Here is a 16,158-nt window from a genome sequence, read left to right on the forward strand (position 1 = left end):
GGGCTGCACTAATCTTGAACGTATTCTCGATCGCTCAACAATGCAATTTCTGCCCGCACAAATTCCCGTCCCAGATAAGCCGCGTGATCTAACATTGTCACCGGGCTGGGGCGGGTTTCTTCTAGGATTTTGACGCAAAGTTCTTTGGCGGTTCTGCCGGTAAAAAGTGTGGCCTGAGTGCGTTCTACTTTGCCGCGGGCGGGGATGGGTTTACCAGTTTCGGGATCGACGGCGAGGCCTCGATCGTCGATGATGTTGGTGAAATGTTTGGCACAAATTAAGCTGGTTTCGCGATCGAGATAGATGATGAAGTAGCCGCCGGGATCGAGGTCGATGTGGCGTTTGGATAGCTTGTCATCAATTGCGGTGAGGTTTTCCAAGGTTTGACTCATGGTTGGTGAAAGAAAGTAGACAATAGCTGTGATTTGTTCTGCTATTTCTAGTTTAGTCGGCTGCGGGACAAGTTTGGGACGTTGGTTGGTTGAATGGGGGGAAAGTTTGGGCGATCGACAATTCCTGCAATTTGCCGCTCCTATGCTACAGTCGATCGGGCTCGACAGAGAAATTGATGAGTGAACTTAAGACGAGATCGCTGTTAGAGCCTCAACTTCTTGAAGAAGTCAGGGATCTGGGTATTGTGTTTTTTTAGCCCTTTCTCACTTATCTATGATGCAAAATCGGTTATTATTGTATAGATGATTTGTTTGTGTTAAAGCTGAGCCAAAATGAAATTTATAGATTTGTTTTCAGGAATAGGAGGTTTCAGACAAGGGTTTGAAAAAATAGGCTTTAAATGCGTTTTTTCCTGCGAAATTAACAGCAAATGCCGAGAAGTTTACACGCAGAACTTCGGTGAGCTTCCTTTTGGAGATATCAGTAAAATTAATCCCGTCGAGTTAGAAGACTTTGATGTTTTAGTCGCCGGGTTTCCGTGCCAACCTTTTAGCATCTGCGGCAAAAAGCTAGGTTTTGAAGATACTAGAGGTACGCTATTCTTTGATATTTGTAAAATTATAAAAATAAAGCAACCTCAAGTAATTGTTCTCGAAAATGTCAAGCACTTAATCCATCACGACAAGGGAAATACCTTAAAAGTAATTATTGCCAGTCTGGAAGATTTGGGATACAGCGTCAATTACAAAATGCTGAATGCGAAAGACTTTGGAATTCCTCAACATCGTGAAAGAATATTCATTCTTGCCACTAAAGGTAAAGAATTCAATTTTTCTGGACTTAAAAGCAAGTTTCCTCCGCAACTCAGGGAATTTCTAGACGAGACAGGGGATTTTGAAATATTGGACAAATCAGAGTATACTTTAATTGATTATCCGAGAAAGCAAGATTCGGGACTTGTATTTGTAGGTTACAGAAATAAAGGTACTTGGAAAACTGGCGTGAGGCCGAATACAGAACATTTATCGAGAGTTCACAGACAGCCTAATCGCATTTATTCGGTAGATGGAGTGCATCCGACAATTCCTTCGCAAGAAACATCGGGCAGGTTTTTTATCTACATTCCCGAGCAAGATATGGTGAGAAAGTTGACGCTGAAGGAATGTTACCGCCTTATGGGTTTTCCTGAAGATTTTAAAAGTTATCCGAGTGCGGGGGAAAGTTACAAGCAAATTGGGAATTCGGTTTGTGTACCGGTGGTGGAGGCGATCGCGCAAGAAATACTCGACGGTTGAAACGGCCGAGTATTATCAGGGGTTTTTAACCCATATTTAATCTGAAAACTTGCTCAGCTATGTTTGCGAAGGTGTCCATACAATTCTAGATCGCTCTGCTAACAAATCGGCCAATCTTTCAGCCGTGTCTCGGTCATCTTTCACCTGAGGTAAACCGACAATCTGAGCGTGGGATGCTGAATCAGGTACTGCATCTAAACCTAATTCACGAATTTGTCCTACTTGCAGACTAGCAACTCCGTAACAATAGTTGAACTTTGCTGCACATTGTTCGGGGGAACAAAGACTGGCAATTGTCACCGATAAACCCGGTTCATTCGCTCGCAGTAAATAAGCGGAAGATACAACTAAATTTGCTTCGTCAATCCATTGTCTCCGGAGTAAAGCTCTATAGACAATAGCACTGTCAGGTAAAGTATTGAATTGATATTTCGTATTCATAAGTCGTTAGTTATAACATATCATTCGGAGAGCAGAGAGAATAAACTCTGTCTAAGAATAATAGATATTATAGCAGTTTTTAAGACTTATAAGAGTGTTTTACAATAAATATAGGAGCTACCTGGTATTTTACTTGCCACTGTAATGAATCATTAGATATTTATGACTACATCTGATTCCCTCCGAGAATATTTATCGGTCATACCTTATTATACCACTCTAGCCAATGGGCTAAGGTTGCTGCTGAAGTAATATCTTCCGATCCATACTCCTCACTCTTTTGATGATAAATGTAAGCTTTCTCATCAGCATTATGCGGGCAGAACAAGCGTACTCTCCGATCGGCATTTACATTTTGCCACGCAAGTCTGATACTACCTAGATCGTCTGTACCAGTGGATGCTTTAGGAAAATTATCACCCAAAATATCATAGGTTTCTACAATCCATTTCATCGCGGTTCTGAAAGCATACTCAGTCGGTCTCAAAATCCCGTACTCATCCTCTTGTTCTAAATCTAAAAGTTCGAGCAGACGTTCGACCGTGATGCGGAAATTTGATAAACCGCTATTGCTACTGCTATCAGTAATCTGTTCTTTCGCTACAGTCATAAGATTCAATCCCTTTTAGCCGATCGCCAGTTTCATTTTAACACAGCCTCATGCTGTGAAAATTGCACTCAAAACTCCGATCGTTGACGGTCGATCGATATTTGCAAGGACACAGCATTGCCTTGTCCAAATCAGAATATATTTGTAGGGATACAGCACTGCTGTGTCCCCGATATTTGCAAGGACACGGCACTGCCGTGTCCCTACCGAAAACCGCCATACAAGCACCGATCGGACGCAATCTTAATTCCCAACTGCAAACAAGTATTAGGCGGGAACTTGGATTTTTTCGGTGCCGGCAAGTTCAAACGCTGCGTGAATTGCCTTCAAAGCAGTTACGCCTTGTTCCTCATCCACAACGCAGCTAATTTTAATCTCGGAAGTGGCAATCATTTGAATGTTGATTTGCTGGCGAGAAAGCGCTTCAAACATCTTTGCCGCTACTCCCGGATGCGCTACCATCCCGGAACCGACAACGCTAACTTTGGCAATTTGTGTATCGACAGCTACTTCGCCCCATCCAAATTCGGGGGCGGCTTTTTTGAGGGCGTCTTTAGCAGCTTCGGCGTCAATTTGTGCTACGGTAAATGCAATGTCGCGAGTTAATATGCCGTCGATATTGTGGCAGCGCTGCGACTGAATAATTGTATCTACGCTGATATTTTCCTCGGCTAAAAGTCCGAACATTTTTGCTGCTACTCCGGGTCGATCGGGCAATTGGCGAATTGCTAGACGCGCTTGATTGATATCCAACGCAACGGCGCGGACTGCGGGCGGTTTTTGGGATGATGAACGCCGCCCAATAGGAGAGTTGGCGACATCAAATGCTTTGCAGAGTTCGGCAACGGCCCGATCGCAATCTTCGGCATCGATCGCACAACTAACTTTCACCTCGGATGTAGAAATCATTTGAATGTTAATTCCTGCATCCGCTAAAGTCTTAAACATCTGGGCCGCTACCCTCGGACGCCCGATCATTCCTGCACCCGCAATGCTAACTTTAGCGATCGGCTTTTCTTCTGCTTTCACTTCCGGTTCTCCCAATTCTGGGCGAGAATTCTTGCCGAGGGTGGGCACGATCGCATCTGCAACGGCGACAGCTTGATTGAGGGAATTTCGCCTCACTGTAAAGGCAATATCGTTAGTATTTCCTTCGTGAATTGACTGGATAATTAAGTCTACATCGAGGTTTTGTTGCGCGATCGCACCAAACAACCGCGCTGCTACGCCGGGGCGATCGGGCAAACGCAACAGCGACACCCCCGCCTGATCCAAATCAAATTCCACCGCATCCACCGCTTTTGCGAGCTCCAAGCCCTCCAAAGGCCGGGATTGGGCGGGCGGCGACACTACCCGCGTACCGGGGGCGTCACTCCAGCTAGAAAGCACTACCAGGGGCACGCCGTAATTCTTGGCAATTTCTACAGCGCGCGGGTGGAGGACTTTTGCGCCCAAACTTGCCAATTCCAGCATTTCGTCGCAAGTGATTTCATCCATCAATTGGGCGTCGGCAACCAAGCGCGGATCTGTAGTCAGAATTCCGGGCACGTCGGTATAAATTTCGCACCTGTCGGCCCGCAGCGCTGCGGCGAGGGCAACTGCTGTTGTGTCGGAACCGCCGCGCCCCAAGGTGGTAATTTCCAATTCTCCGGCATTGGCGATGCCTTGGAAACCCGCAACCACAACGACTTTACCGCTTTTTAACTGGTTCTCAAGCCGATTGGGATCGATGCGCAAAATTCGGGCGCGGGTGTGGGCGGCTTCGGTGACAATGCCAACTTGGGCGCCGGTGAGGGAAATTGCGGGCTGTCCCATTTCCTGCAATGCCATGCTCAAAAGTGCGATCGAGACTTGTTCCCCAGTGGAAAGCAACATATCCATTTCCCGCTTGTTGGGATTTGCGGAAATTTCCTTGGCGAGTTTAACTAAACCGTCGGTAGTTTTGCCCATCGCCGAAAGTACGACAACCAGAGAGTTGCCGAGCTGTGCTGTTTTTACAACTCGTCGGGCTACTTCCAGAATGCGATCGACTGTACCAACCGAGGTTCCGCCATATTTCTGAACAATTAGTGCCATAGGACTTACACAAAAAGTGATGCAATACTTAAGCTAATATACGCAAATTTTTGATAATAACCGATGAATGTTTATATAGTTTCTGAGGAGGCTGCTAAGCGATCGCATTTTTACAGCACATGATATTCCTAGGGACACTGAATTGCCGTGTCTCTACCGGCATCTGCGACTTATGCGAATTTATGTTTTTGATTGAATAATTGCCAATGACTTATGAAGAACCCAACCCCGATAATCATCAGTCATCCCCAATCTAAAATCTAAAATCTAAAATCTAAAATCGAATTACTCGCCTTCTAACTCTCGCAAACGCGCTTCTAAAGCTTGAATTCGCAGCTCAGCTTCTGTGCGCCTCTGTCGTTCTCGTTCAGCAGCCAATTCGGCTTGTTCTGCCCGTTCCTCGGCCGCCGGCAGCAAATTCCCGGAAGCATCCCATCAGCGCAGCCAAGGCAGTTCTACGCCCCGATCGGCCCCTTGCCAAATGCCTAATTCCACTCGTATTTGTGCGATCGGGTAATGTCCGCGCTTATTTTGTGGGACTAACTCGAACCGATCCTCTACCAAATGATACACTTCAACTTGTGCCTTTTTGACTTCATAAATGCCGTAAAAAACAGGTCTAATTATCCGCTCGTAAATCCAGAATTTGCCCTGGCGAGGAGTCCTATCTCTTTCTTCACTGCGATCGCCAGAAACAAATTCAAGTACAATCAGAGGCGGCTTAATTCCTGCCACATTACATAAAAGCGGCGAAGATTCCCATCAAGAGTTGGCGGCACGTCGGGCACCTAAAACCAATCAGGTGCTTCGGCTCCTCTTTCTGGCGGTTCCGGGGGCCGGCGCACTCGCTAGTAAATACCGGAATCTTGACCGATGCAGTATTGTCCGTCGGGATGAATTTGGTCTAAAATGGGTCGAATTGAAGTTGTTAACAGGATGCTTTGAGGATGTTCTTGGAAGTTTTTTACAAAAGTACCGTCGGAGTCTGGTAATTGAGTGTGCTCGGGGAAATCTGTTGCTATAATTTATGGTTTTTCGGCGACACTCATGTTGACCTCTTGAATGTTAAAAAATTATAGTTATAATTGTGATTTAGAGATTAATAATGCTATTATGTCATTGGAAGCCTCCGGTTGCTATATAGAAAATTTTCATAAATATGAGTCAGTACAAGTTAATTATTTTTGACTTCGACGGCACTTTGGCAATTACTCACAAAGCTATTGTATTTTGCTTTACCAAAACTTTTGAAACTTTCAATATTACCCCGCCTGCTGCTGATACTATTATAGGTACGATCGGCATCAATTTACCAAATACTTTTAAAATCCTCCATCCGGCGATCGAGGAAAGCGCAATTCCAGAATGGGTTGAAACTTACCGCTCTTATTATCGGACGGAAGGTGAAAAGCAGGTAGATTTATTTCCGGGGACAAAGCAAGTCTTGCAGTTGGCGCGCCAGTCGGGATTGAGCCTGGGAGTTTTCAGCAACAAACACGTTAGTTTTGTTGATTTATTACTAAGAAACTTTAAAATACACAGTTTTTTTGATTTAATTTTAGGTGATAACGGACAAATAATCCTGAAACCAAATTCGGCTGTTTTTCACTCGATTATTAAACCGCTGTTCCCGGAATTGGATAACAGTCAAATTTTAATGGTTGGGGATACAGCGATTGATTTGCTGTTTGCTAAAAATGCTGGGATAGATGTTTGTTGGGCGGCTTACGGATATGGCGATCGCGCTCAGTGTCTCGCCCTAGAACCGACTTTCGCGATCGACGATATTTCGGAACTTGCTGTGTTCGTTAAAAATTAATTTTTCATTATTTTTTTCAGAAGAGTTTGAATCATTTAAGTAAAAGACATTAACTAAGAAATATTTTAATATAGCCGGACGCTCTATTTTTTTGATTGAAGTGAAAAAATAAATGCCCGAACCTGTAAGCCACCCAAAGGCTGCCCAATAAACCATACCAAAGATAGAGTTATCGCGGTAACAGTTATTATAAGTTAACAATTAGGATTCTTGAGAAGGTAGAAAGCAGAAAGCAAAAGGCAGAAAGAAAAAAACGAGGGAAGCCAGATTTTTTCTAGGTAAAATTTACAGCCAAAATTCTGCATAAGAGCCTTCTAACTTCTGCCTTCGGAAAACAGGAAATTCTGTTGAAATCTAGGGTGCGGCCAGTCGGGATAGACAATAAACTCAATCTATAGAAACTCATGCAGATCGATATAAGCATTCCTTCTGAAACGCTATCGCCGACTCGCACTGGCGGCAATCCACCGAATTTAATAGAAGAAGTATTTCGGCTGTACGATCGCGCCCTGGCAGCTACCAGCAACGGCATCTCGATCGCGGACGCTACCCGGCCCGACAAGCCCATAGTCTACTGCAACCAGGCTTTCGAGCGGATTACAGGCTACGATCGCAGCGAAATAATCGGGCACAACTGCCGCTTCCTGCAAGGCCCGGATACCGATGGCGCTGCCGTCGCTCAAATCCGCGCGGCCCTGAAAGAACAACACGACTGCAAAGTAGTTCTGAAAAACTACCGCAAAGACGGCACCCCCTTCTGGAACGAACTCACCATCTCGCCCGTGCGCGACAGCAGCGGGATCGTCACTCACTTCATCGGCGTCCAATCTGATATCACCGATCGCAAACAAGCAGAAGAAGCCCTCAAACAAGCCGAAGCAAAATACCGCAGCATCTTTGAAAACGCCACCGAAGGCATCTTTCAAACCGCCCCAGACGGGCGCTACCTCAGCGCCAACCAGGCACTCGCCCGAATGTACGGCTACGATTCCCCGTCAGAACTGATCGCAAAATGTTCGGCAAAAAACCTTTACGCCGATCGCGCCCGCCGCGCTTCCTTCATTGCCGAAATCAGCAAAAACGGTTCCCTGAAAGAGTTTGAGTCCTGCGTCCACCGCAAAGACGGCAGCACTACCTGGATCTCGGAAAACGTGCGCGAAGTCCGCGACGAAGGCGGCGAACTCCTTTACTACGAAGGAACCGTCGCCGAAATCGCCGCCCGCAAACAAGCCGAAGCAGCCCTGCGAAATCAAGAATACTGGCTGAAAACCGCGATCGACGCCGTGCCCGACGCGATCAACCTCACAGACAGCGAGGGGCGCTGGCTGATTGCCAACGACTGCGCCCTCAAACTTTTGGGCTGGGAAACCGCAGACTACCAGGGCAAAACTACTGCCGAACTCGCTGCCGCCGCCGATCCCAGAGTCAGAGAAATCCTGCTAAATTGGCAGGAAACCGACGAAACAACCTGGCAAGCAGGCACTCTCACCTCCAGCCGCCAAATTGTCCCCTTGCCCACAGGCGGCAGCAATTTGTTTGAAGTGCGGAAAGTGCCGCTGTTCAACCCCGACGGTTCGCGCAAAGGTTTGGCAGTCGCGGGGCGGGACATCACCCAGGAAGTGGAAGCGGATGCAGCTTTGCGAGACAGCGAACAGCGGTTTCGGGCAATTTTTGAACGCGCTGCGATCGGTATGGTAGTCGCTACCCTCGAAGGTATGGCGATCGCCACTAATCCCGCATTTCAAGCTATGCTGGGGCGATCGGAAGCTCAACTGCGGGGTGCGGGCCTGGACGAATGCACGCACCCAGAAGACGTACAAGCTTCGCGCGAGTTGCGCCAACAGTTGGCCGCGGGCTCGCGCGAAGCTTACCAAATCGAGAAACGCTACCTCCGCCCAGACGGCAGCATCCGGTGGGGACGCCTCAGCGCCTCTGCACTCGACAGCAGTCAGGGAACGCCCCAGTTTATTTTGCAAATGGTAGAGGACATTACCGATCGCAAACAAGCCGAGTCAGCTTTGTTGCAAAATGAGGCTAAATGGCGATCGCTGATTCTCAACAGTTCCGACATGATTACTATTGTCGACGCCAGCGGTCGCATTGTTTACGAAAGCCCTTCTGTAGAAACAGTTTTGGGCTACGAACCTGAGGAACTCGCCCGTCAAATTGCCGTCGATTTCATCCACCCTGACGACCTGCCCTCGCTGATGTCCGACGGCGAAAAAATGATCGCAAATCCAGGCGATCCGATCGCCCTAGAAGGTCGGTTCCGGCGCGCTGACGGTTCTTGGTGTTTTCTCGAAGGCGTCGGCATCAACTTGCTAGCAGACCCCGCTGTGAGCGGAATTGTGATCAACTCCCGCGACATGACGGCGCGCAGGCAAGCAGAGTACCGCCTCAGCAAAATTAACGAGTGCTTTTTGGGATTCACCACCGACGCCAGTGACAACATCCAGCGCCTGACATCCTTAGCCGGCGAGCTTTTGGGCGGAAGTTGCGCTATCTACAGCCGCCTCGGTGGCGGTCTGCTGCGCGCGATCGCGACTTGGCAAGCGCCGTCGGACTACCCGCTGGTCGATCGCGCTGATGGCCACATCTGCACCGACGTATGCAGCAAAGGAAGCGATCGGGCTGTGGCCATTCCTGACTTGCAGAACACGATCTACGGCAAAATCGATCCCGCTGTCATCCGCTACCAACTGCGAAGCTATCTGGGACAAGCAGTGCGGCTGGGCGACAATTACGTGGGTGCGCTGTGCGTTCTCTACACTGAGCCGATCGCGCCCACAGAAGCCGACTGCAAGCTGATCGGAATTATTGCCGGGGCGATCGGAGTTGAGGAAGAACGGGCCGCCGCCGCCGATCGCGATCGCCAAAAATCCCAAGAACTGCAAACAGCTTTGCACGAATTGCAGCAAACTCAAATGCAGTTAGTACAAACCGAAAAAATGTCTTCCCTCGGACAGGTGCTAGCAGGAATTGCCCACGAAATTAACAACCCAGTCGGCTTTGTTGCCGGCAACCTCTGCCATGTCCGAGACTACGTTCTCGACTTGTTAGAAATCGTGCAAGTGTATCAAGCAGAGTACCCAGATTCCCCTGCAAAAATTCAGCAACAAGCCGATGATATAGACTTAGAATTTCTAGCAAAAGACCTGCCAAAATTGCTCACTTCGATGCAGATAGGATGCGAGCGAATTGTAGAAATTATTCAAACTCTGCGCAATTTCTCGCGGGCGGACGAAGCGAAAATCAAGACTGCCGACATTCACGAAGGTTTAGAAAGTACCTTGTTAATGTTGAACAGCCGCCTGAAAGCCAAGGCAAACTGGCAGGGCATTGAAGTGATTAAAAAATACGGAGAACTGCCGCAAATACAATGCCATCCCGGACTGTTAAATCAGGTTTTTATGAATCTATTGGCCAATGCGATCGACGCCTTGGAAGAAAGCAGCAGCAAAGCAAAAAATACAGCCGATACTATCTTTCCTACAATTACGATTCAAACTGAGATGATTGATAACAATCGCATTTGTATTCGGATTAAAGACAACGGCCCGGGCATTCCAGAAGATCAAATCGTGCGTTTGTTTGACCCGTTTTTTACCACAAAACCAGTAGGCAAAGGCACAGGTTTGGGTTTATCAATTTCGCACCAAATTGTCGTTGAAAAACACAATGGCAAATTGCAGTGCCTCTCGGAACCTGGTAAAGGTACCGAATTTATCATCGAAATTCCAATTAAGTAGAAGGAATCAGGAAGGCACTAAACGGATGAACATGAATACACGGATTAATTATTAAGCGTGTGTCAATTCATGTCATGTCCCTTTGATTCGGACTTGTATGATGTTAAATTGTGTAGGGCCGGGTTCGCCTATATTTTTGATAATTATCGACAAATTATATAAACCGGCCCCGCCCATACTTAGAAACCGGGTTTTTTACCTTGGGTGCGGGCTACAACGCAATATTTTCGTGAAAAAACCCGGTTTCTGGGTTCCCGTGCGTGGAATTAAAAACTAAACTGCGTCCGCAAATTGCCCACAAAAATTGTCGGGTTGTTATCGAAATTATTGGCATTGGCGATCGCATAAAATGCCGGCACGATCGAAATATGGTCGGTGAGAGGCAAATAATAAGCTGCCTCAATGTCGTACTGCGTGCCGCCATTCCCTCCGCCAGAAACCAGAAACCTCCGACCGCCAGTAAAGTCAAAAGGTACTACAAATGACACCGTAAGCAAAGCTCCTTCTTTGAACAAATCGGGAAATGCAAGTCCTAACTGATAAGATTGATTTTTGATCGTGCCGTCGGGTCGGTTAGTCTTGGGAAATATATTGGTTTCGGCATAGCCGTAGCGGCCGAAAAGACCAAAGCGGGGAGTGACTAACCAATCGAAATTGAAACTATAAGTATTCGCAGTCGCATTTCCCAGGCGGCCGCCGAAACCGTCATCTGCCACACCGGTCAACGGCATGCTGTTAGGAGATCCAATTAAGCCACCGATTTGCTGGATGTTGGAACGGCTGTACAGAAAGCGCAAATTAGCCCGATCGCTCGGACTGAATGTTAATTCTGCTGTAGTCGTATTCGTGCCGCCAAACAAGCCTTGAGACGGATTGGAAGCTGAATTAAACACCGAAGTGGGCAAAAATTCCGCACTCTCGCCCAAATAGCCCACACGCAGTTTCAATCGGCGGCCTATATCCCACAAAACCAAAGCACCGGCACCGCGTTTGGTAGCGCTTAACAAAGGGCTGTTGTTAGAATCAAAGCTGCTGACACCGTTCACGAAAAAGTTAAACCTATTGTTGTCAAAGTAGCGGTAGAAATTAATCCTCGGCCCGACTACTACTTGCAAGCTGTTGCTAAGCGGGAACCGATAGGAAAGTTCCCTCAGGACAACTTCATTGGGATTTACTCCCGCAGTTTGATCGAGAAAAGGAGTGCCGAATGTATTGAAAAAACCCACCGAAGTAAACTGGTTGGCTGGGGAATTGCCGTTACCTACAGCTAGCTGTGTAATCAATTCGTCTTTCCCTGTAAAGGAAGTAGTGAGAGTCAACCAAACTAACTGGCTGAAAGTGATTTCTGGGTCGTCAACTTTCTGCACGATGGGTCTGTTGGTGACAGGATCGCGTCCGGCTACTCGATCGAGCGGAGCAGCTTTTCCATTTATTGCTTCAATGCGGACTCGATCGCCCGCAAAAGCTCCAGTCACATTAAACCAAGCAAATCCATTGAGTTTAGTAGTAGTTGAAAATTGGTTGGCTTCCAATTCAGCCGTTCGAGCTTCTAAAGCATCTACTCTACCGCGCAATGTAGCTAATTCTGCTGCAAATTCTTCTTGCAATCTTTGCAAAGCAAGTAAATCTTCTCGCTTGACTAAATTACCAGTAGAACCGCCAAGTTGTTTGGTAATTTGATCCAAGCAAGCGTTTAATCCGGCGGCAAATTCGTAGCGAGTCATTGCCCGATTGCCTCGGAATGTGCCGTCTGGATATCCTGCAATGCAGCCGTATCTTTCTACTAGGGATTGCAAGGCTTGAAAAGCCCAATCTGTAGGCCGCACGTCGGACAGTTGGGAAACAGAGGTGACTTGTGCTGCGTCTTCTTGTATGCTCAGGTCATCAGCGGTGCCAGTCTCGCTGCTAATATCGGCAACTTTTCTGGCTTCAGCAACGTTTTGAGACTGAGGAGAGTTGGCAATTTCTAACTCCTGGGGGGGCAATTCGCGAATTGCCCCCGTTATTTGTGGGGCTGTTGCTGCGAGATCCTCTGTTGCTTTATCTTGTTTGGGTAAAGGGCGATCGACTGTTACTGTATTACGTTGGGGTAAAGCTCGCTCCACCCATGCTGCATCAGTTTCGGGTAAAGCACGATCGACTGTTGCTATATCTGTTTGGGGTTCCGGGCGATCGACTGTTGCTGTATCTTGTTTGGGTAAAGCGCGATCGACCCATGCTGTATCTGTTTGGGGTTCCGGGCGATCGACTCCTGAGTTAGTCTCTGCGGTTATCGCCGCTAACTGCGGTATCTCAATCTTACCTGCAGCCAGCGCTGCGTCTGGGGTAGCCGTAGAGACGGCACTACCTTCTAGCGCAACTTCTGGAGTTGAGGTATCCTGAATTTGAGCTGTTGCTGCGATCGGCTCCAAAGGCACCGCCACACCAGAAATCAGGAAAGACAGCCAAAAAGCTTTAACGGAGGTTGAATTATTCACAAAAACACTCACACCACTTGTTGAAAATTAAAGTGGGCCAATCTTAAACGATCAGCTTGCTTATAAATGTATTTTGTTTAACAAAATCTTATAAATAGTTAAAATTATGTTAGGAATCGATCGCTTCCTAATCACTAATCACTGATGACTACTGACTAATTCCCAAAATGAAGTTTTTATTAGTTACAGATTTAGACCACACGCTAGTCGGAGATGACGAAGCAACTCAAGTTTTAAATCAGCGCTTGCACTCAAAGCGATCGCAAATTTGTTTGGTTTACTCTACCGGGCGTTCTCATGCTTCAACTTGCGAATTAATTGCCCAAAAGCAACTGCTAGAACCTGACTATTTGATTGCAGGTGTAGGCAGCGAAATTTACCAAAACGGAGCCCTCGACTTAGATTGGGCGGAATATCTTTCTCAAGACTGGGATAAAATGGCGATCGCCTCTTTAGCTAAGCAGTTTTCCCAGCTTAAATCCCAATCCTTAAAAGAACAAAATCCTTGGAAAATCAGTTATTGTCTGGAACCAACAGCCGAAAACAGCTCGACTCTCCAGGAATTGCAGCAAAAATTAACTCAATCGGGACTGGCAGCTCAAATCATTTTTAGCAGCAATCGCGATGTGGATATTTTACCGCAGACTAGCAACAAAGGCAATGCCCTTACTTATTTACAAAAGCGCCTGCAAATTCCATCGGAGGCAACATTAGTTTGCGGTGATTCTGGCAATGACATCAGTATGTTTGAACAAGATGTCCGGGGAGTAATAGTAGCCAATGCTCTGTCAGAACTCTTAGATTGGCATCGCGAATACGGCACTGAAAATCATTATTTAGCAGGTTCTGATTGCGCTTGGGGAATCATGGAAGGAATGGCATATTTTTGGAAATTTTGATTGCTTAAAATCCGGTTTGGTTTGTAGTGAGGACTAAAGCCCTCATAAAAATTAAAGGACTGAAGTCCTCCCTACAAACGCACCCCAAGTCCCGCAAACCCTTAAAATCTGTTCAGCAATCTCAACCGCATATCGATCGAACCTGCGAGTTGCGATACCATCAGCGTGTACTGCTTTATACTACCTAATCGAACTTAACTTTAGTTACCTAAAGCCAGTTGAAGTTTATTTCCTACGCTTTTGGGTAGTCTGCTATCCCAAGATAAGCCGGCGATCCCCCGATCGCCAAAGGTTATATAGTTAAGTTTAGCGCCTCAACCTGAATTACTCTCTCTAAAAGAACTTATCTTTCTAGATGAAGAAGATGTAGGTTTAGTCAACTATTTGCCCATTTAGTTAAGCTCGCTCACACACCGCCAGATGGAACAAAATACTTTACCCATAGAGGTGATTCTCTCTCACCCCCGCCAATCCTTAGGCAGCATTCGGCTGGATTGGACGCCACAACCGGGGAACTATCTAGATTTAGAGGGACAAACCTACGCTGTTTTGGAACGCCACCACCGCTATCAGCTCAAATCCGGCCGCTACCGATTGCAAAAAATAGCCCTCTACGTGCAGTCTGCTACACCGCCGAGGGAAAGAACTTTTGTAAGCGGCATCTGGGTTATCGGAGATGCTAGCTGCCGCTTTAATGCTCGATCGGAAATTCTGCGCTGTGCTGTCAATCCCAATGGCCCGTGCGATCGCTGCTGCGATTACCAAAAGTCTTGAACCATCGAGCCAGTACACAATTCCAGCTTCCCAACCGAGAGTGCCTAGGATCTGGGCGTCTCCCTCATTTACGACAAACTATCAAAACCAACCAGCAACTCTCGAACCGAATTTAACTTCTTCAGGAAGGCGGTAATCTATCTTCTGATAGCTGTGCAACACGTCGCGAATGCCAGTATGAATCAAATTTTCTATGTGCAGCAACTGCTCTGAAGAACAGCGAACCTGGAGTGTTTGGTTTGACACAGACTCGCCGGAGTCGATCGCAGTATATCTATTAGGAATTCGGCTGAGCACGTAAGCAATTAAATCCTGTCGCAAGCCAGAAGGCGAAAAAGCTTGTTGGTAGGGATGCGTCGGATAAGACTCCAAGATAATTTCTACTTCCTCTGTGACTACCGCCAAGGTAATATTGACAAGATTTTTCTGCATTTTTACCGTCCCCAAACACTCGTTAACTAATATTTTTGTTGCCGATATCGAGATAATCGTGTGATTTCTGCTGAATCTTAGCGGGCTAATACCGCACATTGTCCTTCGGGACTCACCAGCTCTATCTCGGAACTTACCTCTTCTATAACCCGCAAGACGTAGCAGGGAATCTTGTCCGATAAAATAGCACTTGCCACCGTACCCGTGTGAATTTCTAAGACAGCTTCTGATGCAGCTTCAAACATCAGTCGCTGTCCCGGAAACACCACTCTTTCAAAGTGCCAATTAGGAATATTCCCAATCCGCAGCACCTGAACTAGGTTGCTAGCATTTGCGTAATAGCACAGAATCTGGTTGTTACCTTTAGAAGGTAGCTGATATGACATTGGAAAAATCTCCACACTCTTTCAACAACTTACTGAGACTTGGCTTTGCCTGTTAGTGGCAATTGCGAGTTGGGCTCTCGACCAAATGACCGACTTATTTTTGGGGTGTTATTCGAGAGCGCGAATCACATCTTCAGTTATTAATTTTTTTTACCGTTGAGTTCTCCTAGCCACACTTAGAGGACTGGTGCAGAAACCGGGTTTTTTTCGGTTAAAAAACCCGGTTTTTGTAGTATGCAGGGCCTAACTCCTGACTTATTCAGGCTGGTTGTACTGTAGCACCAGTTAATCGAAAGTACCGTCACTGACCCGAACTCTCCTGCAACAGGTTCGTTCTTCGGCAGCGGAATGGTGCTGAGATTGCAATCGACTTTCATATCTAGAGCTTGGAGTAAACTTTATCTAAAAAATATGAGGAAATTATGAAGACAATCATTTTTTTTTGATAAATATTCTTTTGCCGAAGCAGGGATTACAAGACTTAGGTAGAAACCGGGTTTTTTACCAAAAAAATTCGCTACATCTGTGATTTCGTGTTAAAAAACCCGGTTTCTGCCTGCTAATAGAAGAGTTACGCAGGCAGAAACCGAATTTTTTATTTACCAATAGAAATTGCTACATCTGTGATTTCGCGTTAAAAAAACCCGTTCTTGAGGCAAGTCTGCGTAACTTCTGGAAGAGTTATTCTGCCTGTAAATACGCTGATAGCCCATCGGCTTTGCTGGTAACAAAAAAACCCGACTCCGTGAGATATTCTCTGCAACTTCTAGGGAATGAGAGTTGAAAGCAATACCAATTTCTAAAAAT

The 16,158-nt window shown here is 46.6% G+C and carries 14 protein-coding genes and 1 pseudogene; 6 read left to right on the forward strand and 9 right to left on the reverse strand.

The window, feature by feature from the left end:
* Positions 1-8 precede the first annotated feature (8 nt).
* Positions 9-392 (reverse strand): DUF4346 domain-containing protein, encoded by a 384-nt coding sequence (locus QUA13_RS01555; RefSeq protein WP_333196097.1) that lies wholly within the window; start codon positions 390-392, stop codon positions 9-11.
* Between the two features lie 28 nt (positions 393-420).
* Between QUA13_RS01555 and QUA13_RS01560 the strand changes: the two genes are divergently transcribed.
* Positions 421-576: a hypothetical protein gene (locus tag QUA13_RS01560; RefSeq protein WP_333196099.1), complete on the forward strand. Its 156-nt coding sequence runs from the start codon at positions 421-423 to the stop codon at positions 574-576.
* A gap of 149 nt (positions 577-725) precedes the next feature.
* Positions 726-1,688, forward strand: a complete 963-nt coding sequence (dcm, locus tag QUA13_RS01565) for a DNA (cytosine-5-)-methyltransferase (protein WP_333196101.1) — start codon at positions 726-728, stop codon at positions 1,686-1,688.
* A gap of 57 nt (positions 1,689-1,745) precedes the next feature.
* Here the strand turns inward: dcm and QUA13_RS01570 are convergent, their stop codons facing one another.
* The 4 genes and pseudogenes from QUA13_RS01570 to QUA13_RS01585 form a co-directional block, all read right to left on the reverse strand.
* Entirely contained in the window at positions 1,746-2,129 is a 384-nt protein-coding gene (locus tag QUA13_RS01570; RefSeq protein WP_333196103.1) for a hypothetical protein, read from the reverse strand.
* A gap of 199 nt (positions 2,130-2,328) precedes the next feature.
* Entirely contained in the window at positions 2,329-2,739 is a 411-nt protein-coding gene (locus QUA13_RS01575) for a hypothetical protein (protein ID WP_333196105.1), read from the reverse strand.
* Between the two features lie 267 nt (positions 2,740-3,006).
* Entirely contained in the window at positions 3,007-4,815 is a 1,809-nt protein-coding gene (locus tag QUA13_RS01580; RefSeq protein ID WP_333196106.1) for an aspartate kinase, read from the reverse strand.
* Between the two features lie 285 nt (positions 4,816-5,100).
* A pseudogene (locus QUA13_RS01585) lies at positions 5,101-5,840 on the reverse strand (Uma2 family endonuclease).
* A 134-nt stretch (positions 5,841-5,974) separates the two neighbouring features.
* On the opposite strand from QUA13_RS01585, the gene QUA13_RS01590 reads away from it, so the two are divergent.
* Together QUA13_RS01590 and QUA13_RS01595 are read left to right on the forward strand one after the other, a co-directional pair.
* Entirely contained in the window at positions 5,975-6,634 is a 660-nt protein-coding gene (locus tag QUA13_RS01590; protein WP_333196108.1) for an HAD family hydrolase, read from the forward strand.
* 404 nt (positions 6,635-7,038) lie between these two features.
* Positions 7,039-10,383 carry a PAS domain S-box protein gene (locus QUA13_RS01595; RefSeq protein WP_333196110.1) on the forward strand — a complete coding sequence of 1,115 codons (3,345 nt, stop codon included), beginning with the start codon at positions 7,039-7,041 and terminating at the stop codon, positions 10,381-10,383.
* 266 nt (positions 10,384-10,649) lie between these two features.
* Here the strand turns inward: QUA13_RS01595 and QUA13_RS01600 are convergent, their stop codons facing one another.
* Positions 10,650-12,860 carry an iron uptake porin gene (locus QUA13_RS01600; RefSeq protein WP_333196112.1) on the reverse strand — a complete coding sequence of 737 codons (2,211 nt, stop codon included), beginning with the start codon at positions 12,858-12,860 and terminating at the stop codon, positions 10,650-10,652.
* A gap of 167 nt (positions 12,861-13,027) precedes the next feature.
* On the opposite strand from QUA13_RS01600, the gene QUA13_RS01605 reads away from it, so the two are divergent.
* Positions 13,028-13,759 carry a sucrose-phosphate phosphatase gene (locus QUA13_RS01605; protein WP_333184381.1) on the forward strand — a complete coding sequence of 244 codons (732 nt, stop codon included), beginning with the start codon at positions 13,028-13,030 and terminating at the stop codon, positions 13,757-13,759.
* 420 nt (positions 13,760-14,179) lie between these two features.
* Positions 14,180-14,533 carry a DUF6464 family protein gene (locus tag QUA13_RS01610; protein WP_333184378.1) on the forward strand — a complete coding sequence of 118 codons (354 nt, stop codon included), beginning with the start codon at positions 14,180-14,182 and terminating at the stop codon, positions 14,531-14,533.
* An 81-nt stretch (positions 14,534-14,614) separates the two neighbouring features.
* Here the strand turns inward: QUA13_RS01610 and QUA13_RS01615 are convergent, their stop codons facing one another.
* The 3 genes from QUA13_RS01615 to QUA13_RS01625 all read right to left on the reverse strand — a co-directional run bounded on the left by QUA13_RS01615 (position 14,615) and on the right by QUA13_RS01625 (position 15,728).
* Complete coding sequence (locus QUA13_RS01615; protein ID WP_333196114.1) at positions 14,615-14,965, reverse strand: late competence development ComFB family protein; 351 nt, start codon at positions 14,963-14,965, stop codon at positions 14,615-14,617.
* A 77-nt stretch (positions 14,966-15,042) separates the two neighbouring features.
* Positions 15,043-15,351 (reverse strand): DUF1830 domain-containing protein, encoded by a 309-nt coding sequence (locus QUA13_RS01620; RefSeq protein WP_333184372.1) that lies wholly within the window; start codon positions 15,349-15,351, stop codon positions 15,043-15,045.
* 176 nt (positions 15,352-15,527) lie between these two features.
* Positions 15,528-15,728, reverse strand: coding sequence for a hypothetical protein (locus QUA13_RS01625; RefSeq protein WP_333196116.1), 201 nt, complete (start codon positions 15,726-15,728; stop codon positions 15,528-15,530).
* Between the last annotated feature and the right edge of the window lie 430 nt (positions 15,729-16,158).

This window comes from Microcoleus sp. S28C3 (assembly GCF_036700785.1).
Classification (GTDB): domain Bacteria; phylum Cyanobacteriota; class Cyanobacteriia; order Cyanobacteriales; family Microcoleaceae; genus Microcoleus; species Microcoleus asticus.